The sequence below is a fragment of the Chryseobacterium sp. CCNWLW53 genome, from assembly GCF_037083525.1.
GTDB lineage: Bacteria > Bacteroidota > Bacteroidia > Flavobacteriales > Weeksellaceae > Chryseobacterium > Chryseobacterium lathyri.
In genome coordinates, this window is the sequence record NZ_JBAOJR010000003.1 from 724,188 (window position 1) to 748,742 (window position 24,555).

Sequence of the window (24,555 nt, forward strand, 5' to 3'; positions counted from 1 at the left end):
ATTATGAATTTTAATACAAAAGTAATTCACGGAGGGCAGCATCACGAGTCTGCAACAGGTTCTGTTAATGTTCCTGTATTTTTAACTTCTACATTCGCTCAAAAAAGCCCGGGAGTACATTCCGGATATGAATATTCAAGAGCTGCCAACCCTACAAGACAGGCTTTGGAAGACTCTCTGGCAAGCATTGAGAACGGGGCAAGAGGACTTGCTTTCGGTTCAGGATTGGCTGCCATCGACTGTGTTTTGAAACTACTGAATCCGGGTGATGAGGTAGTAGCGGTAGATGACCTTTACGGAGGTACTTACAGAATGTTTACAAGACTTTTCGAAAAATATCAGCTTAAATTTACTTTCGTGAACTTTGATGATGTTTCGAAGATTGCTGATGTAATCACGGACAAAACAAAACTGATCTGGGTAGAAACCCCTACCAATCCTTTGATGAAGCTGGTAGACATCAAAGCGGTAGTGGAAATGGCAAAAGGAAAAGATATCCTGGTTGCTGTGGACAATACTTTTGCAACACCATATATTCAGAGACCTATTGATCTGGGAGCAGATATCGTTATGCACTCGGCTACAAAATATTTAGGCGGACATTCAGATGTTATCGCCGGAGCACTGATCGCAAAAGATGCTGAACTGGGAGAGAAGCTTCACTTTATTCAGTTTGCGAGCGGTGGTATTTTAGGACCTCACGATTCTTACCTTGTTTTAAGAGGAATCAAAACATTAGCATTAAGAATGCAACGTCATTCAGACAACGGACTTGCTGTAGCGAAGTACCTTGAAACGCATCCTGCAGTAGATAAAGTAATTTATCCGGGACTGGAATCTCATCCTCAATATGAGCTTGCCAAATCCCAAATGAAAGAATCAGGAGGAATGGTTTCTTTTACGTTCAAATCCGGGAAAAAAGAAGATGCTGTAAAATTCCTTGAGAAAGTAAGAGTGTTTACTCTGGCTGAATCTTTAGGAGGGGTAGAGTCTTTAGCGAATCACCCTGCATTGATGACGCACGCTTCCATTCCTGCCGATAAACGTGAAGAATTAGGTATTACAGACGACTTAGTTCGTTTGAGTGTGGGTATCGAAGATGCAGAAGATCTGATTGCAGATCTTGAGAAAGCTTTCTCTTAACACTTTAAAATAAAATATAATGAGAAAGATTCAGTTTTTTTTGATCTTAAGTTTTGTCAGTCAGATGGTATACTCACAGGTAAAAACTACCGACGAATTGTATAAGACAGCTAAAAAGCTGGACAGTCTGGTATTTGATGTCGGATTTAATAAATGTGATCTTTCTCATTATAAATCTATAGTCAGTAAGGATCTGGAATTTTATCACGATAAAGGAGGAATTACTTCCGGTGAGCCTGCTTTTACCGCTTCTATTAAAAACAATATCTGTGGTAACCGAAACAAAGTAAAGCGTGATCTCGTGCCTAATAGTATGAAAGTCTATCCTTTATACAACAATAATGTTCTGTACGCTTTCATAGAAGAAGGAGAACATGAATTTTTCGAATTTTCCAATGGCAAATGGAATCAGGGGAGTAGGGCGAAATTTACTATTTTGTGGATTCTGGAAGATAAGCAGTGGAAGATGAAAAGGGTATTGAGCTACGATCATCATTTATAATTATATGAAAAACACCAGAAAGGCAACCTTTGAAGATGTGAATCAATTGGCAGAATTATTTGACCAATACAGAGTCTTTTATCACAAAGAATCTGATATTCCTGCAGCGGAACATTTTCTCAGAGATAGAATAGAAAACAAAGATTCCGAAATTTTTGTGGCAGAAGAAGACGGAAAACTAACAGGATTTGTTCAGCTGTATCCAATATTTTCATCCACAAGAATGCAGCGATACTGGCTGTTGAATGACCTTTATGTTAATGAAAACCATAGAGGCAAAGGCTATTCCAAAGAGCTGATCGAAGAAGCCAAAGGGTTGTGCAGATCATCCAATGCCTGCGGAGTTCTCCTGGAAACAGGAAAAAACAACGATGTGGGAAACCAGTTGTATCCCGCCTGCGGATTTGAACTCTATGACTCTGTGAATTTTTATGAATGGACGAACAGGGGAATGGAACAAAAGTAAATTGTGAATGATCAATAGTCAATTGTGAATTTCACTTTACATATCATTCATCAATTATAATTTATCACTTATCATTAATAACTTATAACTCGAAAAAGCATGTCTGATTTTCAAAAATACGTACAAAGATATCTGGACCAGATTCCTTCAGAGGACTGGATCGGAGAATTAAAATTATCAGGAGAAAAAACAGTAGAAATATATGCAGCCCTTACAGAAGGACAGTCTCTTTTTGCCTATGCAGACGGAAAATGGACCCTGAAAGAACTTTTACTCCACCTGTCTGATGCCGAAAGAATATTTCAGTACAGAATTCTGGCTTTTGCCAGAGGAGAAAAAGCCCAATTGCCCGGCTTTGATGAAGAAGAATATGCTGCGGCCTCTTTTGCCAATAACAGATCATTGGAATCCCTGCTGGAAGAATACAAACTTGTAAGAAAGTCTTCACAAATCCTCATTGAAACCCTTGAATCCGGTATTTTAAATAATACAGGCATAGCTAATGGAAATAAACTGGCTGTGGAAACAATCGGGAAACTGATCGTGGGACACAATTATCATCATTTAAATATTATTAAAGAGAGGTATTTGCCAGGCTTGAAATAGGGTTTGGGATTTGTAGAATGAACAATCAGGAACAAAGAGATAAGATCTATGATCCATGATAATTCGTGAATGATATTTAAATTCAATAGGAACGGGCTTTAGCCTGTTTTTTTTGGATAATCAGTCAAATATGACTTTAGCCAAAATATAGATTAAAAAATATTATTTTTGGTTAAAACAACACAAATGTCATTTATTAAAATTTATATTCATCTTGTTTTTCCACAAAAAACAGAGTTCCACATCTGGATACATTTGATTTGAGGGTTAAAGTCTGGAAACATATCAAGGAAAATGCTTCTCAAAAAGGAATTTATTTAGATATGGTTAACGGCTATTCAGATCATTGCCATTGTCTGATTTCACTAGGATCAGGTCAGAATATGGAAAAAATAGTACAATTGCTAAAGGGAGAATCTTCTTTTTGGATTAATAAAAATCAACTTACTCGGGAAAAATTTTCATGGCAGGATGAATATTTTGCCGTTTCTGTTTCGGAGTCAAAGGTTGAGACTGTGAGAGAATATATTAAGAATCAGGAGAAACATCATCAGAGAAAAAGTTTTAGAGAAGAATATCAGGAATTTCTTGAAAGGGATAATTTCTTATAGGTTTTGGCTAAAGCCAAATGTTATGGAACCTTATTTTAAACGGGCTAAAGCCCGTCCCTATTGAATTTTTGTATACATATTTTGTCAAAAGCTTGTACATTACTTTTAAGAGACCAATATATTCAATAGAAATGGGCTTTAGCCCATTCAACAAAAGAAGACCTATTATTCAGGTTTTAGCCCAATTTAAAACATTCATCTAAACAAAAACATTTATCCCATATTTTTTGGCCGGACCTTCCCGTTTTTTTACCTTTATCCACGGGTTTAGTACCCTTTTAAATTATGGAAAACATTATCGAAATATTAAAATCCGGCGGAACGATTCTTTACCCTACAGATACCATTTGGGGAATAGGTTGCGACGCCACCAATATAGAAGCTGTCAATAAGATTTTTGACATCAAAAAAAGGGAAAAAAACAAATCCATGATCATTCTGGTGGAATCTGAAAAGAGACTTCAGGATCTTGTGGATGTTCCGGAAATGGCTTGGGAAATTATTGACCTAAGCGAAAAACCGGTCACCATTGTTTATGAAAATCCACGCGGGCTTCCGAAAGAACTCCTTGCTGAAGACGGAAGCATAGGAATAAGGCTGGTAAAAACTGATTTCTGTAAAAAACTGATCACCAAGCTAAACAGACCTTTGGTTTCCACTTCCGCCAATTTCAGTGGGGATAAAAGTCCTTTGAAGTTTTCCGATATTTCTCCGGAAATAATTAAGCTGGTAGATTACGCGGTAGAGGAAGACAGAGAAAAAGTTTCAAAATATTCGGGTTCTTCCGTGATAAAAATATGGAGTGATAACAGAATTAAGGTTCTTCGTGAGTAAAAATTCTATAATAATTCCTTCATTTTAAAATCTTGTCCATGTATATCGGCAGGATTTCTTTTTTTTAATTTCTATCTTTGCATTCTTCAACTGATAAAAGAAGTGCCATGAACCACCAAAATTTTGCTGAAGAATGGATCCGTGCCTGGAATTCTCATGATCTTGAAAATATACTGTCTCATTATGCCGAAGATATAGAGGTGACAACACCAATTATTGCCTTGGCTACAGGAGGAAAAGAGAATACATTGAGGGGAAAAGAAGCGGTCCGTAAATACTGGAGAAAAGCACTGGACAAATTTCCCGATTTGCATTTTGAATTAATAAGATCAACAGCAGGCGTCAATTCGGTGGCATTGTTCTACAAATCTATTATGGACAAACATGCTGTGGAAGTCATGTTTTTTGACGGTGGAGGAAAAATTAATAGAATGTATGCCCATTATGATTAATGGAAAAGATACATTGACAGAAAAAAGACGATCTATTTATTAACGATGAAAATTAATCTTACCCAAAATAAAAATTTAAAACTATTTAAGATCATTGCCGATGCTGCGGAAAAGAATAATCAATCCGTATACATTGTCGGTGGTTATGTCCGTGACCTCCTGATGAAGAGGACTGCATCTACAGATATAGATTTTGTGACGGAGCAAAGCGGTATTGAGCTTGCCCAGACTGTTGCGAATGATATTGATCCTAAATTAAAAGTTTCTGTCTTCAAAACGTACGGAACAGCCATGATCAAATACAAAGATCTTGAGCTTGAATTTGTTGGAGCCAGAAAAGAAAGTTATACCGAGAATAGCCGAAAACCTGAAGTAGAAGGCGGGACACTTGAAGATGATCAGAAAAGAAGAGATTTTACCATCAATGCCATGGCGATTTCTTTAAATAAAACTAATTTCGGAGAACTGATAGACCCTTTCAATGGTGTTGAAGATCTGGAAAAAGGAATTTTGAGAACTCCTTTGGAACCGGCACAAACCTATTCTGATGATCCATTGAGGATGATGAGAGCCGTTCGTTTTGCTTCAACGTTAAATTTTGTCATTGAAGAAAAATCGCTGAACGCTATAAAACAGGAAGCAGAAAGAATCAAGATCGTTTCTATGGAAAGGATCATGGTTGAATTCAATAAAATTATGATGTCCAAAAAACCTTCTGTAGGATTGGGATTAATGGAAGAAACAGGCCTTTTAAAGCTGATCATTCCCGAATTGATTGAGCTGAAAGGAGTAGAAGAAGTAGAAGGGCAGACCCATAAAGACAATTTCTACCATACCTTAGAAGTGGTGGACAATATTTCTCAAAATACAGATAATCTTTGGTTACGCTGGTCCGCTTTGCTGCATGATGTAGGTAAAGCGCCAACCAAAAAATTTGTTGAAGGAACAGGATGGACTTTCCATGGTCACGAGTTTTTAGGCTCAAAAATGGTGAAGACTCTTTTCCACCGACTAAAACAGCCGTTGGGAAGCGATATGAAATATGTTCAGAAAATGGTAAAGCTTTCATCCCGCCCAATTGCCCTGATCACCGATGATGCTTCAGACTCTGCATTGAGAAGACTTTTATTTGATGCCGGCGAAGACCTGGAAGATCTGTTTACCTTGTGTAAAGCAGATATTACCACCAAAAACTCCAAAAAGCAGGACAGATTCAAGAAGAATTTTGAGTATGTAGCAGTGAAGATCAAAGAAGTGGAGGAGAAAGATCAGGTGCGCAATTTCCAGCCGCCAATCACAGGAGAAGAGATTATGCAGATGTTTGGTCTTAAACCCGGAAAAGAGATTGGAATCCTTAAAGAAAAAGTAAAAGAAGCCATTTTGGAAGGTGAGATTCCCAATGATAAGGAAGAAGCTGAAAAGTTTGTGATTGCAGAAGCTGAGAAGCTGGGATTGAAGTGTAATTAAACTTAAATATAAAAAAGGCTTCGGCGGGACTTTGTCCCGCCGAAGCCTTTTTATCAGTAAAAACAAAATCAGGCCGCTTCGGAGAAGCGGCCTGAAAAAAAACACAAATGATGAAAAAAAATAAAATTTATAAATAATACCGAAGTATTAATATCTTAGTTTGCATAGACTGAATTTGAGCCTATACCCGTTGTAAATGATCTGATGATAGCTCCTGAAGTATTGTAAACTACAATTTTGCTGGCCTGGGTAAATCCATTGGAATCCGAAGTGAAAATTTTGTCATTGATCACGCTGAATCCGTATAAAGCAGAATACGCATCAACACTATTTGCTACAGTAAACAGCGGCGATGTAGGTGCTGTTGTAGCGCTCATATCCATCTTGTAAACGTTTTTCCCAGAAGTGAAATAAAACTTACCATTGGCAATTTCAAGATTCGTAGCGTTAGCAATACCTGTTAAAGTAGTTGTTTTTGTAATGCTTCCTGTGCTTGAGATCTCGTAGATATAAGAATCTGCTGTTCCCGCAGCAATAGCATATACATTCTGATTACTTGAAATGATCTTGTTGATATTTCCTGCCGGTAACGTAATCGTAGACTGAACATTGTTGGTAGAAGTATTGATGTAAGAGATCTTATTTCCAAAGCCAAATGAAGCATTCTGGACAAAGATATTGTTTCCGGCTTCTACAATTCTTTCAGCAGCATCTGTGAAAGTGATTTTTTTGATGAAAGAACGGTCTGAAACTTTATAGATGCTTACATACTTGGCACCTAAATATTTATCGTTTGTTACATAAATATTGTTGTTGGCAAAAGCCATATATCGCGGAGAATTAAGTTCAGCGGTAATCTCGCCATTCGCCTTAAAATTGTAACGGTTTGCGATTTGGATCTTATTAGAATTATTCAATAACAGATAAGCATTTTCACCATTGAAAGCAACCATTTGTAAAACATCACCTAGTTTTGCTCCTCCGTTATTAAGGGTAAAAACATTATCCTGTTTAAGGTTTAGGTCTGCACTTACAAACGTTACGTCACCTTCAGGTTTTCCGAAAGTACCTTCATTAGCAATTAGAAAGCCATTGCCATAGAATATTTCCTGCTCATCATTATTATCACTGCTACAAGACACGATGCCTAAAAGGAGTGTAAAAGCAAAAAGAAGAGGTAGAAGTTTGTTCAGTTTCATAATATTTTTAAGTTTAAAAATTAATAGTTGCATACATACTGTAATTCCTTTTCGGCATCGGATACAAAGATACCGTCTGATAAACCGTATTGGTAACATTGTTCACTTTAAATCCCAAAGTGTATTTCTTGAAAAGTGAGGCCGAAATTCCTGTATTTAAAATAAAATAAGGATCAATAGCTGTAGACCTTTGCTCATCCGTAGTCGTATAGGTAAGACCGTTGAAAAGTCCCTGTGCGTATAGCTTAAGGAATGAATAGCCATACTCAATATTTCCGACAGCTTTATGGATCGGAACATACATCATCTGCATTTCAGTATTCTTGTTGACAGATTTCGAATATGTGTACCCTGCATCCAGCTTCAGAGCATGTTTCCCGAATTTTTTGTTCCATTTAACCTGTGATTCCAATCCGTAAGATTCAACTTTATACGTATTCACAGGTGCCCAGTATCCATAAGGTGTAGGAAGCCAGTTGATGAGGTTTTTGATGTCCATATAATAAGGACTCAATGTAATTTTAAAATCTCCTAAGCTGAACTCATGGCTCATGTCAATATTCGTGGATGTTTCAGGAAGCAAATTCAGATTTCCTCCCGGCTGCCAGTAAAGATCATTAAAAGAAGGATATCTGAAGTTTCTTGAAAAACTAGCTCCCATATGATACCATTGTAAAGCATCCCATTTTCCCGAAAAAGAATACAGAAGCGGAGAAGAGATATCTTCCACAAAATCCTTCTTGATCCCGGCTTCAAAACGAAGCTCCTTCGTGGTAAAATACCTGATTAAGCCGGATAGGGAACCTACATTTCTGCTGATGACTCCAATTCCGGATTGATAACCTTCCCCTTTATTCACCTGAAATTCCCCGATAGCATTGATGTTGATCTTTGGAGTGATGAAATAGTTGAAATCATTTTTGAAAATATAATTCTTTCCTTCTGCACCGCTTGCTTTAGGCTGGTTAAGATCCGAAAAATACTGGAAATTATCTTCCGTATAAGCTGCTTTTAAGCTGTTTGAAAGATTACTTTTATTGATATCCCATGCGATCAGGCTTCTTAAAGTCTGCGCGTTATATTTTGTTCTGTTTCCGATTTGTTCAAAAACAGGATAATGCTGTGATGCATCGAACATCTGGTTCTGCCATGAAATAGTCTGGTGATTAGCAATTTTATAAGAAGCTCCGATGTTAACTGAAGTATTGTAATATCTGCCGTTAACATTATAAAATCCCGTACTTCCTACAACAAATTCAGGAACTTTATAATCATTCTGACTCGTTAAATAGCTCCCGGAAACCTTAACGCTTAATTTATCATTGCTGAATGAAGCCTGCAGAAAATTATTATAAGTATCAAAAGAGCCCGCCTCCGAATAAACAGAACCTTTGAAGCCCCTGTTGAAATCCAAAATATTATTTAAATGAATACTTCCTCCAATAGCTCCGCTGCCATAAACAACACTTCCGCCACCCGCTTTTATATCAATCTGATCATATCCGAAAAGTGGAATATTATTCACATCTCCCTGCCCCAAAAAGCTGGAATTTATGTTGATTCCGTTCCACACAAAAGCAGTCTGCTGAGCTGTTGTTCCCCTGAATGAAGGAGAAGAAACCGCCCCACGGCCATTTTCTTTCACATAAATAGAAGACTGAAAGCGTAAAAGTTCAGAAAGATTGGCTGAGTTTTTCTCGAGATCTTTTGGAGTGATCGTACGTACCGGATGGAAAAGCTTTACCTTGCTCATCTGGCTGTCGAAAATATAAATGGTGTCAACCGCCTTCTCCTGTCCGAAGAGAAAGCTGCCGTAAGACGAACAAAGTAGTAATAAAGACCTTTTTATATCCATACTATTTTACTTTTCCTCCGAAAGTAATACGTTTTTAGTTATAATTTTGGCAGGTCTCCTGACTTTCGCTTTCTGCACCTTCCCGTCTGAACAGTGGTTTTTTACAGAAATCTTATTGCGATTTACAGTTGCGGGGACAGTCTGGGAGTTACACCCAATTCCCTATTATTTCCAAAATGCTGGAAACCAAAATTTTTGCAAAGATAACTTTTTAAAATTATTGCGCAAAAAAGACAAAAAGTCAATTGTGAGTGGTCAATTGTGAATAGTGAATGGTGAATAGTGAATTTTGCTTCGCAGGGAAATTTTTAAAAAGTATAAATGATTATTAATGAACATGACACTACAAAATTGAAAATAATCCTTAAATTAACAATTCACTTGTAAAATAAAATTGACCATTGACAAAAGTATGGTATTTGAAATCTTGATTCTTGGTTCTTGGTTTTTGATTCTTAAAACTTTAATTCACCATTCACTTGCGAAGCAAAACTCACTATTCACATCAACCAAAATTCACTATTCGCAAAATTTCACCTTTACAAAAACGATGAATCAAAATAGAAAGGCAGCAAATCCTTAATAGAATGAACCTTTACCACTTCATCATTCATGCTTGAAAAATAAAGGATGATGTTTTCGTTCTGTTTCGTTTCATATTCTATCAGGCTTTGCCTGCAGGCTCCACAAGGTGGAATCGGAGGATTTTTCTCATGAAATTCCTTAGGCCCCCCAACGACAAAGATCTTTTTCACCTTGACATCCGGAAAATTGGCTGCCACCCAGAAAAGAGTCGTTCTTTCTGCACATAACCCCGATGGATAGGCTGCATTCTCCTGGTTGTTACCGGAATAAATTTCACCGTTTTCCAGTAAGACAGCACATCCTACAAGGAAATTCGAATAGGGCGCATAAGCATTTTCACGGGCTTGTATTGCTCTTTCAAATAAGGTTTTTTCTATATCGTTCAGTTCACTGCTGTTTTTAAAATGCTCGTAACTGATCTGTATGTCTTTTTTCATATATTAGTAAGACTAAAAAGGGGGCCAAATTTACTTCTTTTTCATCACTTCGACAATGTTTTTTTTATTCATCATTAAATTGAAAATCAAAAAGTAAAATGTTATACACACCAGTAAAATTTAGAAATATAGAATTGAAAAATAGATGGGTAATGTCTCCCATGTGTATGTATTCATGCGAAAATGGATTGGCTAATGATTTCCATTTTGTACACTACGGAAGCAGATCTCAGGGCGGAACCGGACTTATCATGGTTGAAGCCACCGGAGTAGAGCCTCGTGGAAGAATTACCAACCACTGTATGGGTATCTGGAATGATAAACAGGCAGAAGAACTTAAGAAAATTGTTGATTTTGTCCATTCCCGTTCAGAAAGTAAAATAGGGATCCAGCTTGCCCACGCCGGAAGAAAAGGTTCCACATGGAATAACCTGCAGATTCCTGTTGAAGAAGGTTGGGAAACCGTTGCACCTAGTCCTATTCCTTATCATCCTACTGAAAGGATTCCGCATGTTCTGACTGCTGACGAGATTAAGGAACAGGTACAGAATTTTAAAGAAGCAGCAAAAAGAGCTGTAAAAGCCGGTTTTGATATGATAGAAATTCACGGTGCACACGGATACCTTATCCACCAGTTTTTATCACCGCTTTCCAATATCAGGACAGATGAATATGGCGGAAGCTTTGAAAACAGGATCCGTTTTCTTTTGGAAATTGTTGACGCTGTTAACTTAGAACTGGACGAAAATACAGCCCTTTTCGTAAGAATTTCCGGAACCGAATATGCCGAAAACGGATGGAATATCACCGACAGTGTAAAGCTTGCTAAAGTTTTAAAAGAACATTCCGTAGACCTGGTAGATGTTTCAAGCGGAGGAAATATCCACGGCGCTAAAATAGCTGTATTTGATGGCTATCAGGTTCCTTTTTCATCCCAGATCAGAAAAGAAGCCGGGGTAAAAACCGGAACAGTCGGGTTAATCACAAGGGTGGAACAAGCTGAAGAAATTCTGGAAAAAGGAGACGCAGACCTCATATTTGTAGCAAGAGAAATTTTAAGGAATCCGTATATTGCCGTTCAGGGATCATTTGAAATGAAGGAAGACTGTTTCTTTCCACACCAATATACAAGAGCGAAAATTTCATCATAACATCCGGAATGAACATTGAAGACTTTATGCTAACCTGTCCCAGTAAGAAATTTCTGGGAATAGAATGTTTGGGATGTGGTGCCCAGAGAGCTGTCGTATTAGTATTTGAAGGCAGATTTTCAGAAGCCTTTCATCTGTATCCGGCTGTTTATACATTGCTCCTGTTCCTTTTTACCCTGGGTCTGAGTTTTGTAGATAAGAAAAGGAAATACAGTAACATTCTCATGATCATGGTCACGGTAAACTTGGTCATCATGATCATATCTTATTATGATAAACATTTTTACATGCATTCTCATTGATAAAAAACAAAGCTAAGAACTGTATTTTTTTAATGCTAAATTAATATAAGTAGAAAAAAAGTCGTAGAATTACTACAAAATGTAAATCTGTTCACTAAAAACTTTTTAAATTAGACCATGAAGTCTATCTTTGTTAGATAAACTTTATGAATAGTATAATCATTAATGATTAAAATAGAAGAATATGGCAGGAAATTCAAGAGGAATCTTAAAATTCAATGGAGGTGAAGGACAAAAGTTGTTAAAGCTTAATTACAGCGTATCAAGGTCTACAGATGTTTCAGGACGTGTAGCATCAGATCCGTCGAACGCTTTGATTAAAGTAACAATTGAAGCAACTGAAAAGTCTGATATTCTGGAAAGCTTACTGAATGGTAAATATAAGCCCACAAGTGGTGAAGTTACATTCAATAAATCACATGAAGAAGGAACTTTAATTACCCTGAAGTGGGAAAACGGATATGTAATTCAGCACGAAATGGATTTTGATGCTATCGACAGCAACAATATGCTGGTAAGCTTTGTGGTAAGTGCAGAAAGCATTACATATGGAAATTCATTATACGACGGATTCTGGCCATTAAGCTAGGTCCGGAGTAGTACAAAATATAAAGAGACTGTCCCTCAAGACGGTCTTTTTTTACCTGTGAACACTATTTTCTGGCAGGGGATCTTTGTTTATTTTCAAAAATTCCCGATTGGATGAATAATATATATTTTAACACAAATCACTTTATAAAATATGTCTACTACACCTGAAAAATCAAAGGGAACGAGTTTTCGCCCGGCACAGAATGCAGACGGGGTATCCGAAAATCATCATACCGGTATCAACCGTCTGGTTAAGCTTTCCTTAGTCATAGAAGGAAAAATCATCAAATTTTATAAACATTTCAAACTTAAACAGAGTGCTCAGCGTCATCATGAGTTTACACTTACCCTGGCTCATGATACCTTGGGAGACCGCCAGACCCATTCGCTGGAAGAAGCCAATAAATTCCTGGGAAAACGCCTCACGGCAGTCATTTCTTATAAAGGCATAGACAACAGTCCTGAAAGAACCTTTGTAGGAATCATTACAGGAGTAGCATTCAGCCAGGAAAAAATGAGTCTGGGGAATATTGTGCTTACAGGATACAGCCCAACCATTCTTTTAGACGGAGCTTCCCATATCCAAAGCTTTGGAGGAAGTCAGCCGGTCAATATAGGAATTATTGCTGAAGAAGTGATTAAACAAGGGATTGATAAAGGCCGCTTTGACGTAAGGATAGATGCCAATAATTTTTCCCAGATCATCTATAGTAGCCAGTATGACGAAACCCATTACAACTATCTGGCAAGAATGGCAGAAGCATATGGTGAACAGTTTTTTTATGACGGTGAAGTCCTGCATTTTGGGAAACTGCCGCCTCAGAACAAACCTATTATTCTCACCTATGGAAGCAGCGCCAACGATATTAAAGTTGAGCTGAAAGCAATCCATACCAAGCCCCAGTTTTATGGGTATAACAGCAATAAAAATGAAAAACTTACTTCAGGTTCTACGCCTATTCAGCATGTAAGTGATATTGCAAAGACAGCTTACGATCACAACAACAGTATTTATAAAACCCCCGCGCTTCAGATAGCCCCTATTAAGGCAACAACCCATCTGGATGTAGAATATTCACAGAAAAGTGCTTCGGGAAGTGCAGCAGTGAACGTTTTTTCCATTTCAGGAAATACAACCGTTCCATTCCTTCATCCGGGATGCATAGCCGATGTTCAGATGCGGAAACAGGATTCCAATGAAACCTCCTATTTTACAAGAATTATGATCACGGAAGCTGAACATGAGATCGACACCATAGGGCACTATAAAGGAAGCTTTTCAGGGATAGCTGCAGATACGGGATTTCTTCCAAGACCGGAATATAAGATTCCTAAAGCTGAACCGCAGACTGCAGTCGTTATATCCAATACCGATCCGGAAGGACAGGGCAGGATACAGGTGCAGTTTGACTGGCAGACGAGCGATACAACCCATTTTATCAGGATGATGAGTCCTGATGCAGGAGGAACAGATCAGATTACGCAGAACAGAGGATATGTTGCCATTCCGGAAGTGGGAGACCAGGTGATGGTGAATTTTGTTCACAGTCATCCGGACAGACCTTTCGTGATGGGAGGTATGTTTCATGGAGGAATAGCCCTGGGCGGAGGAGTCAATAACCATTTGAAATCCATCCAGACCAGAAGCGGAATCAGAATTCTGATGAATGATGAAGAAGGAAGTGTAAAGATTATGGACCCTAGCGGAAATATTTACTATATGGATGGTGCCGGAAATATCAGCATGAAGGCTCCTAAAAATTTCACCCTGAATGCGGGGGATAATATCAACATTACGGCCGGAAAAGAAATTTCGATCAGTGCGGGAGAAGGAATCAACAGTTCTGCCAACAACAGTATTATTTCTACAGCCGGAAAAGATATTGTACAGACAGCGTCCGGTGATATCCGTGAATCTTCGGACACCAGAACCGAAATGGTAGAAAAAGAATTCAAAAGACAATCCGAAACATCCAATGAAATAGCCGGAGAAATATCCATGTTCAGCGAGCTTGAAAACATGACGATGCAGAGCGGTAAAATCGTAGAATTCAACAGTGCTGAAAAATCAAAACTTTTCTGATATGGCGATCATTAAAACAGCTAAAAATATACAGATAAAAGTCACAGACTCTTATCATCTGAATGTTGGCAAAAAGGTTGAAAAAATTGCCCAGAAAATTAATGTGGAAGCACAGAAAAACAATCTTGTTTTGGCAAGCAATAAGAAAATAATGTCTCATGGAAACAAGTAAATTAAGAATTCTGATTCTTTTTATTGTAAGTAGTTTCTCGTTAATCAATTGTCAAAATAAAAAAATGGAACAAAAATACAGCTGGTTGGGAACCCTTTCGGCACCGCAGGAATATCCGATGGAAATTTACAAAGGAGCCCTCATCGCAGATGATTTTACCTACGGCTTCGATGCCATCTGGGGTACACAGAATACAGGCTGGGGAAATGAAGGCGGAACAATGAGTGTAGAAACCAGCCAGATGGATATTCCCCACAAGCTGGAATTTACCTGGTATTCTCTGGTGGAAAATAAATTCTATACCGGAAAATGGGACCTGGATAAAGAAAAAATAAAAGATCTTTTCGATAAAGGTTTTATAGATCAGGATAATGGTAAAAAGACCACATACAGTAATTTCATTGTTGGTCTTGCCCCAAAAGGACGGGTGGTTTTATGGATCAACGGTCCGGGAAACCAGAAAGAAGTAGGCGCTTTTCAGGCTCATGATACCATTATTACCAAAGAAAAAGCATACGAAAACGCACAGTATATGCTGAAAGAAGGTTTCGCAGACAGAATGCTGAAAGATCCGTCTTATGAAACATTTAAACCTGAGATCAGAGCTAAAATAGAAAAAGAAGGGTATCCAGCCTCGGATCTCTATGAAGTATACAGAGAAAAATATAACTGGAAACCCTCAGTTACTTTGCCGGAAGGCGGTGAGTGGATTGATTTCGGATTCACTAATTACAATGGGGAACAGGAAAACCTCTTCGGGGAAAGCCTGACAGCTGATACTTATAAAAAACGGGCTGCCCCAAAATTCTGCGGTTTTTACTGGAGGGATAAGAATAAAAAAAGATACGGCGTATGGGTAGACTCTTTTGATGAAAAAGAAATTTTTGAATTATTCAGGAAACTCGGAAATGAAAAAAATATAGACTTAATCATTAAAGTCAATGCAGATAATACAGGAGCTAATCTATCATTAAAGAGCGAGAAAGAAGAACTTCCGGTTACAAAAGCAAAAATCAGGCTTTCGCGTGCAATAGAATAATATCCTTCATAAAATTATAATCAGTCTGTCAACAAAAATAAAATAAGAACGATGCACAATAATAAATTTGGAGATTATACACCGGAAATATCCAAAGAGGAAGTGTTAGACATTACTCTTGGGATGTTTTTTGACGGAACTTTGAATAATAAAACCAATACCATAGAAAGAAGAAGCAAAACTGCCGACTACAAGAAAAATGGAGGCTCACCCACCGATAACAACAGTTATAATAACGACTGGAGCAATGTGGCGCGTTTATGGGACAATTATGATAAAAATTTTGGCATTTACATTGAAGGTATCGGTACAGAAGATAAAGAAGAAGATTCTATGCTTGGCTATGCCTTCGGAACAGGTGCTACCGGGATCCGTGGGAAGGTGAGAAAAGGCTGCGAAGAGATCGTAAAAAAAGTAAAAAATATAAAGAATGCAAAAAAAGCAGATAAAATTGCAGTCCTTACTTTTGATGTTTTCGGTTTCAGCAGAGGTGCTGCTGCCGCCCGTAATTTCGTCCATGAAATAGGTAAATCCAAATATAAAGCGACCACCACTACTGTTTCACATCAAGGTGTCACGGTAACTGCCCGTTACGACAGCGACGGTACCGGAGGAATACAAAGTGAAGAGCTTCCGAAATGGGGCCATCTGGGACTTAAGCTGCAGGAGGCCGGAATTACAGTGGATGTGCTGAAAGTGAGGTTTCTGGGTATTTATGATACCGTTTCCTCCTATTCAAAAAACTTTTCTGCCACGCCGAACTTTCATAATGACGTAGAAGAACTGAGCCTGAATGATATCGGTAGAGCACAGAGCGTAATTCATTTTGTGGCAGAAAATGAACACAGGGAAAATTTCGACCTTACGAATGTGCATGTAGGAATAGAAAAAATATTTCCCGGCGTTCATTGTGATGTAGGAGGAGCTTACGAAAACGGCCCGGAAATATGGGAAGAACTTGAAACATCCTGGACAACCAGCACAAAATTAAAGGCCTTTAGAAGCGAGCTTATAGCAGAATCCTGGTATAAAGAAGAAGAACTTACCATTACTCCGGGCTTTTATCTGTCGTTAAGGGGAGAACGTAAGCTTATAAAAAAAACATACAGCTATATTCCGTTACATTTTATGGCAGAATATGGTGTTCAGAAAACAGTTCCCCTGACTTTAAAGAAAATTACTGACGAAAAGTATTCCATTTCATCAGATGCCCTGCTGGTAAGAATAAAAAACCGCTTAAGACCTTATGCAATGGGAGATGGAAAACAGTACATCTTTAAGCGGTATAAAGATCTTGAAAGAGCATACGGCGGAATACCTATACCGGAACATAAATATGCTGACTATCAGAAAGAGATGAAAGAACAGGATGACTTGAGAACATTAAGAAACACGTACCTTCACAGGTCAGCAAGAAGAGAAGGGATAGGAATGGATCCGACACCGGACAGAGTAAGAGTGCTCCATTAATGGCTTATCATAAACAAGCAAAATAAGAAAGAGAATACGAAGCCGGATTATTTTTATGCAGAAATTTAATATACATACTGTTCAGAAAGGAGAAAGCTTAAAAAGCATAAGTCTGCTGTACAATTTAGACGCAGGTGCTTTAAAGTTATTTCATAATAACCACTGCAACGTAAAAGATATGATTCTGATTGAGCTCACGGGGCAGAAAGAAATTTTTCTTCCCAGGACGGCTGTAACGGATAAAAACAGACTGGTAAAGTTCGGCCAGGCAAACAGCCTGATCTTTCAGCCGGAGAGCTCATTCAGCAGATATGGAGTTACGGTGACTATTGAAAATAATGATCATAAAAATGAACTGAAATACGAAACATCGGTACGCTGGCTGAAAAAGGAAAATAAGCTTCATTTTTTTGAAATAGACAGAACTTCCAATCTGTATCTGAACGAAGAGGAAGTAAATGAAATAGCTGATCTCCTGGCATATAAAACATCCAAAGTTTTGTATCCCTTACAGATCAGTGTCGATGAGCAGGGGAAATTTAATGCAGTGGAAAGTTTTTCAGTCTTTAAAGAAAGGTGGGCAGCTGTAAAAGAGGAAGTTTATAAAGAGTTTGAAGGCGAAACGGTAGACACCTACTGTGAAAAGATAGAAAAAATAATAGATGAGCCTGATGTGATCAGTCTTTATCTTAAAAATGATTATTTCATCAGAACATTGTTTTTCGGGGTTTATCAGAGCTTCGGACAGAATTATGAGACAAAGCTAATGGAAAGTTTCCCTGTGGTAGATAATCCGGTAGAGCCGAAGTATGAAATAAAACTGGAGATTGATCCGCTGAAAGGAGAATCAGGCTTGGTTAATGTAGAAGGCGAAGGCAGATTAAACGATGAAAGAAGCATATATGATTTCGTAAATAAAGCTCCTTTTTCCATGATCATTGAAGATAATCCGGAGATGAATCATGAAGGGAATTTCAGGATAGTGTATTATCTGAACGGGCAAAATTTACTTGTAAAATCCATGTATTTAGAATGTGATATCCAACTTGAGAAGAAAAAGAAAATAGCAGTAGTCATTGCGATGCTGACTGAATAATTAAAAAAACTACCAAAATGAAAATTAAACCAAATCATAAATTTTCCATATTTGTTTTTATATTGAGTTTTAGCCTGTATTTCGGGCAAAAAGTGGAATTTAATGTCCCGCAAGATATCGAGACCTTACAAAACTCTATTTTTTATTTCCAGAATGACTTCACCAAAGATGAAGCTAAAGCTGCCGCAGCATCCGACAGAGATTTTTCAACCACTGTCGATCTTTATAATCTGAAATATGATGCAGATACCAAAAATCCTTATCTGGATCTGGCATTAAAAAGCGGTTCGAAGCCTAAACAGTTTATCCAGCAGGCGGTATGGAATGTCAATTTGAAAAAGATCTCCGCAAAAAGCACGAAAGTCACCGTTTTTCTTGAAAAAGTAATTCCGGACAGCTGGTCGAAGAAAGAGGTAGATACAAAACTGACCAAATCTACTGGGAAAGTGGAGAAAGAGATTAAAGAATTTCTTTTAACCTACAAACGCAAAGAACCTTCAAATGATTATGATGCATCATTAACTGACAGCGTAGCTGCCACAACCTATACTACTGCAGTAACTACAACGGATATGATTGAAGAAAATCCGAAGCAGAAAAAAGTGTCAAAAAAACTACAGACTCTGTTCGGGAAAAAACAGTTTATAGCGTTACCGACCACGTCCGATACCTTCACAAAACTGTTACACGTAAGTCCAAGTGAATTGGAATGCAAAGACTGCAAAGGTGGAAAATATTCCAACTGGGATTTTGATGATTTCAATATGATCTACGCAAATATGAGCACTGGCCTGGAATATTATGCCATTCAATATTACGGGGAGGATATGGTTTCAGGATTACCTCATGGACTGGTATTCAATGACAGCTCACCATCAGAATGTAAGCAGAAATTTTCAAGGTATAACGCAAAGCTTTATCAGACCGTAGGAGATACAAATGAAAATTCAGAAAAAGCTCTAACCGTTGTTACTTTCAAGATGAATTCCTCCTTTGTCCGCCTGGAATTCGGGAATGAATATTTAACCAGAATAGTAATTTCAAATAAAGAATTTTAGCCATGGCAGAAAAACATATTGTAGTACAGGGTGCTATCTGCAAATGCCAGTTCGGACAGCTTCCGGACAAACTCAAAGTGCTATCACACCAGAAAGAATACGCTAATGATAAAAATGCTTCCAAAAAACTTATCGTAACCACGAAAGAAATAGGTGCGGCTACATTTGAAAAAAATACCTTCGGAAACTGTATAAAAATGGGAGTTCCGCCGCCACCATGCAAAATCATGGTAACAGAGTGGAAAGATTTTTATGAAAAAGTGCAGCTTAATAACGGCGGCTATATTATCGTAGAAACCAGCAAAGCCATCTGTGCCATTGCCGGGACACCGTGTATTGAGATCATAGACCACGGACAGAGAACAGAGGGTAGCCCGCAGAACTTTAAAAATGCTGATCCGGATGTACAGCAGCAGATCAATCCGTTGGTGAATTCCGAAGAAATGTATAAAGAACAGCCTGAATATGGCGGGCAGGATGGTGTAATCTAAACGATAAAGAAATGGCAAAAGGAGTAAAAAAAATAAAGATTACAAAAGGCAGGTATTATCCGAAAATGTCTGTTCCGGGTCAGAGAGTTACAATTATGCCCAATCAGGATGTCACTTTCCAGGTAGAAGAATGGCTGCCGGATACAACGGCTGAAGATAAAAAGAAACCCGTGATTTGGATGAGGCAGACCAACGACCGCAAAATTATTATCTATCAGGCTCCATCTACCACAGGCTATAAATTCAGTATTGATAAACAGTACTGCGGAAGTTATCAATTCTACATTGAGGCAAGTTTTTCAGGAAAGAGAGATACCAAAAATAATGTGGGACTTTATGTGAAAGGGTGGTGCGAACCCAAAATTGTTACCAGTAAATGGACTACCCAGAGAGGAAGCAAGACCAGCATTAAAAACCAGAATAAAGTCAATCATATTTCCTACGGTCATATCGTATATCTTAACCTGACCACAGAAGGTCTTAATGGAAATACGCTGACTATTGAACTTTGGAACCAACAGTCTGCAAAAGATGACAAGCTGGTTCATGTATACAATAATGTACAGGTTATAGATGGTGAAGTCAATTTAAAAATAGAAAATACCTACTCATGGATGGCACATGTAGATAACATCCAGAACGTAGAAGAGTTTTATGTCAAAGTAAAAGATTCCGCTTCCAAAAAGTACATCAAAGATAATCTGGGTGATGATCTTCATGCCATCTACCTGAATGTGAAAAATAAAGTCGTTACCACCAACGCCAATGTCAGTAAAAATCAGACCCCTACAAAAGTATACAAGCCGGATGTAAATTCCGTCCGTCAGGAACCCTGCAGGTTTGAAGTGATAAAGATCACCGAAACCGAAGTGAAAGACGGAAAAGCCAGTAGTACAACCGTGATGGTTTTTGATAATGGTAAAGGAATAAAAAAGGCACAATCTGCAGCCTTGCAGGAACGTATCGAGAGAACGATTTATTATAAATTCGATTCCACGGTAATAGATAAAAACGGGGAAGCTATACTTAACAATGTGCTTAAGTTTCTTCTTGAGCATAAAGACTCTACCATGAATCTCAGCGGTTATGCCTGCGTTATTGGGAAACAGAATCACAATAAAGGACTGTCCCAAAGGAGAGCTGACGTTGTAAAGAAATTTTTTGCAGACGGAGGCCTTGATCCGGGAAGAATCATTTCCGTTGGTAAAGGAGAAGTAGATCCTACCGATGATAAAATGGGCAGGGATAATATCAAATACAAAAATGAGAAAGACTACGAAAACAACCGTAGAGTAGACATCTCTTTTGTATTTAATGCCCACGATGCCCAGACTGTTAATTACGAAGTGGTGGCTCCTACAGAGTCAACAAAAAAAGATATCACTATTGATATCACAGGATTTGATACCACTGAATGCTATCGCGACAGTAAAGGTAAACATAAAAAGCAGATCCTGATGGTTGATGTCGGTCAGGCAATAGATAAAGGAGATACCAAACAGACTTTCGCTCCATCATCCTTTAATTATAAAGTGTATTCGAATATATCCAGGTTAAATGCTGCTCCCATACAGTATATCTGGCCTATAGCGACCAATCCGAACCAGTTTCACATGCACATTCACAGCTGCAGGTATTTCAGCAATGATAAGAGAACAACGGTTTTAATCAAAGCATATCCGGATATTAAATGGGAACTGGCACTGGAATTTCAGGTCAATGTATCCAACTACAAAGCGGCCAATATGCCGGCAGGAAACATATTTGCCAAACATCAGGAAAAATCCAGGCAGGCAGGCTACAAAAGATGGAGGATGAATGAAACCGGAAAAGTCCCGATTAACATAGGAGTAGGATTATCCGCAGAATGGGACGCCGGCAGGGAAAAAAGAAGTTTCACCAACGAATTTGCCGATAAGATAGAGCTGGTCGCAAAAATGATTGCTACCGCTGTCAATATCGTTCAGAATGCCATAAATTATGCACAGAGTGCCGCAAAAGAAACTGCTATTCCTGTTGGTTTTAATCTCAGATATCCCAAATTTACTGTTGTAGGAAAATGGTATCTGGAAAGAATCAATGAGAGAGCTGCTTTAAGTGTAATCGGAGAAGTAGGATTTGGCTTCAAACCTCTGATAGGGGCAGAAGTTGTTATCGATATCATCGGTGCAGCTATTGCCGTAGCGTCTTATGGAGCAACAGGTAACCCCGCCGCTGCGAAAATTATTAATAAATTTAGAGGCGGATTAGAAAAACTTGGAGCTTCAGTTACCTTTACAGCTACATTTTATGGTGAGCTTGAAATTATGGTGGATGCCCTGAAAATTGACAGTATCAACGGGATCAATATGCAGGGTAAAACCACGATCGGCGGGAAAATGGGTGCTACAATAGAACTCAGTATCAGCATTGAAGTAGGAACCGTAAAAGGAACCAAAGTGAAACCTATCGCTACATTTAAAGCGGCGGCTAAAGCTGATTCTTATTTTGGAGGTGACTTCGTCATAGATTCAGATACCACAGGATTATTTATCCAGCCCATTTTGAAGTTTTCAGGAGTTGTTCTTTCCGTAGAGATAGAAGGGGAAGTAGGTTGGTGGAAAAGTAATTTCAAAGTAGAAGAAAAGGTGATGAAAGAAGAGACTTACTATATGGATAAAAAATATTTAACTTAAATTCAGGTATGCATAATTTTAAAAAACCATTATATTCCGTTTATCCCAGAATGTATTGTTCGGGAACTATTTATGTGAATGATGTTCCTGTCATAGACTGGTACGGAGATGAGACAAAAGAAGGCGGGTTTGGAGGAGATACCATGATCAACCAGGCACTGCTTCAGAGCGGGAAATATCAGGTAGTTGGGAAAATGTATCCGCGATTGGGTAAAAATGTTTTGGATGAGGATGATACCCTGTCGGTAGATTTCTTTTGTGCAGATTTTGATAACTGGAAAGCATCCCGTGCTGAATTTCGCCCTAAAATGGAATCCCCATGGGACGGACTGACAGAGAATGTCCAACACCCGACTTTTAATGTTGCCGGCGAAATAGAAGTGGAACTTCCTTTTGTACTGGATGGTTGGCAGCATTCAGTAGATTTTAAAGACATGAAAAAAGAAGACCTCTTCAGCGATGTTTTCAGATACTATAAGCAGATACGCGCAGTATTGGTTGAACATGATGTCGGAAAATACCTGGAAATGTCTCATGACAAAATGCAGCTTCAGGAGCAGGCTTTATATTATACTGAAGATCGGAAAAAAAGATTTTTAGACAGTGCCGGTCAATTGTTTGGACAGAATTTAGCAGTTGAAGAACTTAATGAAGCCGATCTGCACTTGGAAATCATGGGCTATGGTAAATTGGTAAGACTCATGAGAAAAGACGGATCTCAGCCGCTCCAGTTTAAAAGCCCCGACCTTGAAAAGCAAGGCAATATTGAAATGGAGGTCAAGCTTCACATGAGAACGAAAGAAAAAGGATTTAGTATTATTTAAATTATCCGGATCATGACTTTTTTTGGAGGTTTCGTAGCGGTGGTTGTTCTGTTTTCCGTATTCTTAGGATACAGGATTTTTTCAAAAATTTCGGATAGAAAGCATGATTCCGGAAAAACAGGAGGTTTTCTTGAGAAGGCCTTTCTTTTGTTTTTTATTTCGTTAATAATGATTTCCATCAATGCTTTAACGTTCATTTTATCCTACTCATTTTTTTGGGAGAAGGCCTACAGAACTTTTGATGAACCCCAATACACTGCAACAGTGATAGGATATAAGAAAGAAATCACAAAAGCTAAAAACTTTCCAAGTTCCTCTACCTACAGTGACAGAGCTATTTTTTTTCCGAAAGTAGAATATATTGATATGGAAGGCAAAAAAGTGGTGAAAACACTTGATATTACAAGCAATAATCCACCCGAACTGGGAGAGAAAATAAAAATTACAGATGCGGAAAATCAGGACAGTACAAATGCTGTGGAACTGGATTGGATAGTGTTGGCTGGTGGAGGTGTTTTTACAGGAGTTGCCGCTTTTTTTGCGGCACTGCTTGCTACTTACGGTACATCATATAACATGAAAAAAAGAGTAAAATGGTCTCTGGGTGTAGGGCTGGCACTTACTTTGATCAATGTATGCTGCATTCTGTTCATCTATTTAAAACAGTAAAATAGTTGACCTGTTTCTCTGCAAGAATTTGTGAATGACATTAATAAATCAAATATAAAGTATTATGAAAAAAGGAAAATTCTTGGCATTAATTTTCATTGTATTGATCAATATCTGCTGCGGAAATAAATCATTTGACCTTTCATCTGTCTCTTTAGGGGAAGATGCGAAAAAATATGATCTTGAAAATAAAGATATATTTCTGAAAGATAAAGGCAGCAAACCGGATGTTATACAATACTATGCAGATGAAAATAAAGGATTGACGTATGGCGGAATTCTTCTGGACAATACCATGGGAACAAGAATTACCGTATTCAAAGGTAAAGTAAGTGCAATCGACACAAATGCCGCTGAAAAAAACTCTTTGGAGTTTGTTGAAAAAATTGCAGGAAAACATGGAAAACCTACCGCTACAGTGACAGATAAAGCAACTGTAGATGCTAAAATGGTAAAGCAGATTTTTGAAAAGCTGAAGAAAGTGGCACCGGATAAGGTATCATGGAACCAGGGTGAGAAAAACTCATTTACCTATCCTACTTCTTTTTTCTGGGACGACGGGAAAAACTATTCCATACTGAGTATTTCTATTGAGGACGATGGAAGAATCAGAAATAAATATGTAACCGTAACCAAAGATGCCTACAGAAATGATGTGGTTTTCGGATTAAAATATCCTACTCCGCAGGGATCTCCTTGGTATCAGTATATGAAATAGTAGAAACACTATTTTTTAAATAAAAAAAAGCCGGCTCAAAACATTGAGCCGGCTATATT

25 protein-coding genes and 1 riboswitch are annotated in these 24,555 nt (G+C 38.1%); of the genes, 22 read left to right on the forward strand and 3 right to left on the reverse strand.

All coding sequences use genetic code 11. The annotated features are described in order from the left end of the window. The 8 genes from V6R96_RS12440 to V6R96_RS12475 all read left to right on the forward strand — a co-directional run bounded on the left by V6R96_RS12440 (position 1) and on the right by V6R96_RS12475 (position 6,081). Positions 1 to 1,143, forward strand: coding sequence for a cystathionine gamma-synthase (locus V6R96_RS12440; protein WP_262484397.1), 1,143 nt, complete (start codon positions 1 to 3; stop codon positions 1,141 to 1,143). 19 nt (positions 1,144 to 1,162) lie between these two features. Next, entirely contained in the window at positions 1,163 to 1,645 is a 483-nt protein-coding gene (locus V6R96_RS12445) for a DUF4440 domain-containing protein (protein ID WP_111956781.1), read from the forward strand. A gap of 4 nt (positions 1,646 to 1,649) precedes the next feature. Continuing rightward, complete coding sequence (locus V6R96_RS12450) at positions 1,650 to 2,111, forward strand: GNAT family N-acetyltransferase (protein WP_336378776.1); 462 nt, start codon at positions 1,650 to 1,652, stop codon at positions 2,109 to 2,111. Positions 2,112 to 2,210: 99 nt separating this feature from the next. Further along, the gene (locus V6R96_RS12455) at positions 2,211 to 2,717 is read left to right on the forward strand and encodes a DinB family protein (protein WP_336378775.1); all 507 of its coding nucleotides are present in this window, start codon (positions 2,211 to 2,213) and stop codon (positions 2,715 to 2,717) included. Between the two features lie 260 nt (positions 2,718 to 2,977). After that, entirely contained in the window at positions 2,978 to 3,328 is a 351-nt protein-coding gene (locus V6R96_RS12460; protein WP_336378774.1) for a transposase, read from the forward strand. Positions 3,329 to 3,613: 285 nt separating this feature from the next. Further along, positions 3,614 to 4,162, forward strand: coding sequence for an L-threonylcarbamoyladenylate synthase (locus V6R96_RS12465; protein ID WP_111956789.1), 549 nt, complete (start codon positions 3,614 to 3,616; stop codon positions 4,160 to 4,162). A gap of 107 nt (positions 4,163 to 4,269) precedes the next feature. Continuing rightward, positions 4,270 to 4,614, forward strand: a complete 345-nt coding sequence (locus tag V6R96_RS12470; protein ID WP_336378773.1) for a nuclear transport factor 2 family protein — start codon at positions 4,270 to 4,272, stop codon at positions 4,612 to 4,614. Between the two features lie 45 nt (positions 4,615 to 4,659). Further along, positions 4,660 to 6,081: an HD domain-containing protein gene (locus tag V6R96_RS12475; protein WP_336378772.1), complete on the forward strand. Its 1,422-nt coding sequence runs from the start codon at positions 4,660 to 4,662 to the stop codon at positions 6,079 to 6,081. Between the two features lie 155 nt (positions 6,082 to 6,236). Here V6R96_RS12475 and V6R96_RS12480 read toward each other — a convergent pair whose 3' ends face one another. The 3 genes from V6R96_RS12480 to V6R96_RS12490 form a co-directional block, all read right to left on the reverse strand. Next, entirely contained in the window at positions 6,237 to 7,280 is a 1,044-nt protein-coding gene (locus V6R96_RS12480; RefSeq protein ID WP_336378771.1) for a hypothetical protein, read from the reverse strand. Positions 7,281 to 7,293: 13 nt separating this feature from the next. Continuing rightward, positions 7,294 to 9,135 carry a TonB-dependent receptor domain-containing protein gene (locus V6R96_RS12485; protein ID WP_336378770.1) on the reverse strand — a complete coding sequence of 614 codons (1,842 nt, stop codon included), beginning with the start codon at positions 9,133 to 9,135 and terminating at the stop codon, positions 7,294 to 7,296. A gap of 30 nt (positions 9,136 to 9,165) precedes the next feature. After that, a riboswitch (cobalamin riboswitch) is annotated at positions 9,166 to 9,341 on the reverse strand. A gap of 333 nt (positions 9,342 to 9,674) precedes the next feature. After that, the gene (locus tag V6R96_RS12490) at positions 9,675 to 10,157 is read right to left on the reverse strand and encodes a cytidine deaminase (RefSeq protein WP_111956797.1); all 483 of its coding nucleotides are present in this window, start codon (positions 10,155 to 10,157) and stop codon (positions 9,675 to 9,677) included. 98 nt (positions 10,158 to 10,255) lie between these two features. Here V6R96_RS12490 and namA point away from each other — a divergent pair, with 98 nt between their 5' ends. The 14 genes from namA (at position 10,256) to V6R96_RS12560 (ending at position 24,496) form a co-directional block, all read left to right on the forward strand. Further along, entirely contained in the window at positions 10,256 to 11,308 is a 1,053-nt protein-coding gene (namA, locus tag V6R96_RS12495; protein WP_336378769.1) for an NADPH dehydrogenase NamA, read from the forward strand. 8 nt (positions 11,309 to 11,316) lie between these two features. Then, complete coding sequence (locus tag V6R96_RS12500; RefSeq protein ID WP_336378768.1) at positions 11,317 to 11,610, forward strand: DUF2752 domain-containing protein; 294 nt, start codon at positions 11,317 to 11,319, stop codon at positions 11,608 to 11,610. Positions 11,611 to 11,794: 184 nt separating this feature from the next. Beyond that, the gene (gene tssD, locus V6R96_RS12505; protein ID WP_111956803.1) at positions 11,795 to 12,199 is read left to right on the forward strand and encodes a type VI secretion system tube protein TssD; all 405 of its coding nucleotides are present in this window, start codon (positions 11,795 to 11,797) and stop codon (positions 12,197 to 12,199) included. A gap of 153 nt (positions 12,200 to 12,352) precedes the next feature. Beyond that, the gene (locus tag V6R96_RS12510) at positions 12,353 to 14,284 is read left to right on the forward strand and encodes a phage baseplate assembly protein V (RefSeq protein WP_336378767.1); all 1,932 of its coding nucleotides are present in this window, start codon (positions 12,353 to 12,355) and stop codon (positions 14,282 to 14,284) included. Position 14,285: 1 nt separating this feature from the next. Continuing rightward, entirely contained in the window at positions 14,286 to 14,456 is a 171-nt protein-coding gene (locus V6R96_RS12515; RefSeq protein ID WP_157963379.1) for a hypothetical protein, read from the forward strand. Positions 14,457 to 14,520: 64 nt separating this feature from the next. Then, positions 14,521 to 15,495 carry a DUF2931 family protein gene (locus tag V6R96_RS12520; RefSeq protein ID WP_336378766.1) on the forward strand — a complete coding sequence of 325 codons (975 nt, stop codon included), beginning with the start codon at positions 14,521 to 14,523 and terminating at the stop codon, positions 15,493 to 15,495. A gap of 51 nt (positions 15,496 to 15,546) precedes the next feature. Further along, entirely contained in the window at positions 15,547 to 16,965 is a 1,419-nt protein-coding gene (locus V6R96_RS12525) for a DUF2235 domain-containing protein (RefSeq protein WP_336378765.1), read from the forward strand. Between the two features lie 55 nt (positions 16,966 to 17,020). Then, positions 17,021 to 18,061: a hypothetical protein gene (locus tag V6R96_RS12530; protein WP_336378764.1), complete on the forward strand. Its 1,041-nt coding sequence runs from the start codon at positions 17,021 to 17,023 to the stop codon at positions 18,059 to 18,061. A gap of 17 nt (positions 18,062 to 18,078) precedes the next feature. Next, positions 18,079 to 19,119, forward strand: coding sequence for a hypothetical protein (locus V6R96_RS12535; RefSeq protein WP_336378763.1), 1,041 nt, complete (start codon positions 18,079 to 18,081; stop codon positions 19,117 to 19,119). A gap of 2 nt (positions 19,120 to 19,121) precedes the next feature. Further along, positions 19,122 to 19,610 (forward strand): DUF4280 domain-containing protein, encoded by a 489-nt coding sequence (locus tag V6R96_RS12540; RefSeq protein ID WP_111956815.1) that lies wholly within the window; start codon positions 19,122 to 19,124, stop codon positions 19,608 to 19,610. 11 nt (positions 19,611 to 19,621) lie between these two features. Continuing rightward, complete coding sequence (locus V6R96_RS12545) at positions 19,622 to 22,285, forward strand: OmpA family protein (RefSeq protein ID WP_336378762.1); 2,664 nt, start codon at positions 19,622 to 19,624, stop codon at positions 22,283 to 22,285. Positions 22,286 to 22,293: 8 nt separating this feature from the next. Beyond that, positions 22,294 to 23,109, forward strand: a complete 816-nt coding sequence (locus V6R96_RS12550; RefSeq protein ID WP_336378761.1) for a hypothetical protein — start codon at positions 22,294 to 22,296, stop codon at positions 23,107 to 23,109. 12 nt (positions 23,110 to 23,121) lie between these two features. After that, entirely contained in the window at positions 23,122 to 23,778 is a 657-nt protein-coding gene (locus V6R96_RS12555; protein ID WP_336378760.1) for a hypothetical protein, read from the forward strand. 64 nt (positions 23,779 to 23,842) lie between these two features. Further along, entirely contained in the window at positions 23,843 to 24,496 is a 654-nt protein-coding gene (locus V6R96_RS12560) for a hypothetical protein (RefSeq protein ID WP_111956823.1), read from the forward strand. The last annotated feature ends 59 nt before the right edge of the window (positions 24,497 to 24,555 follow it).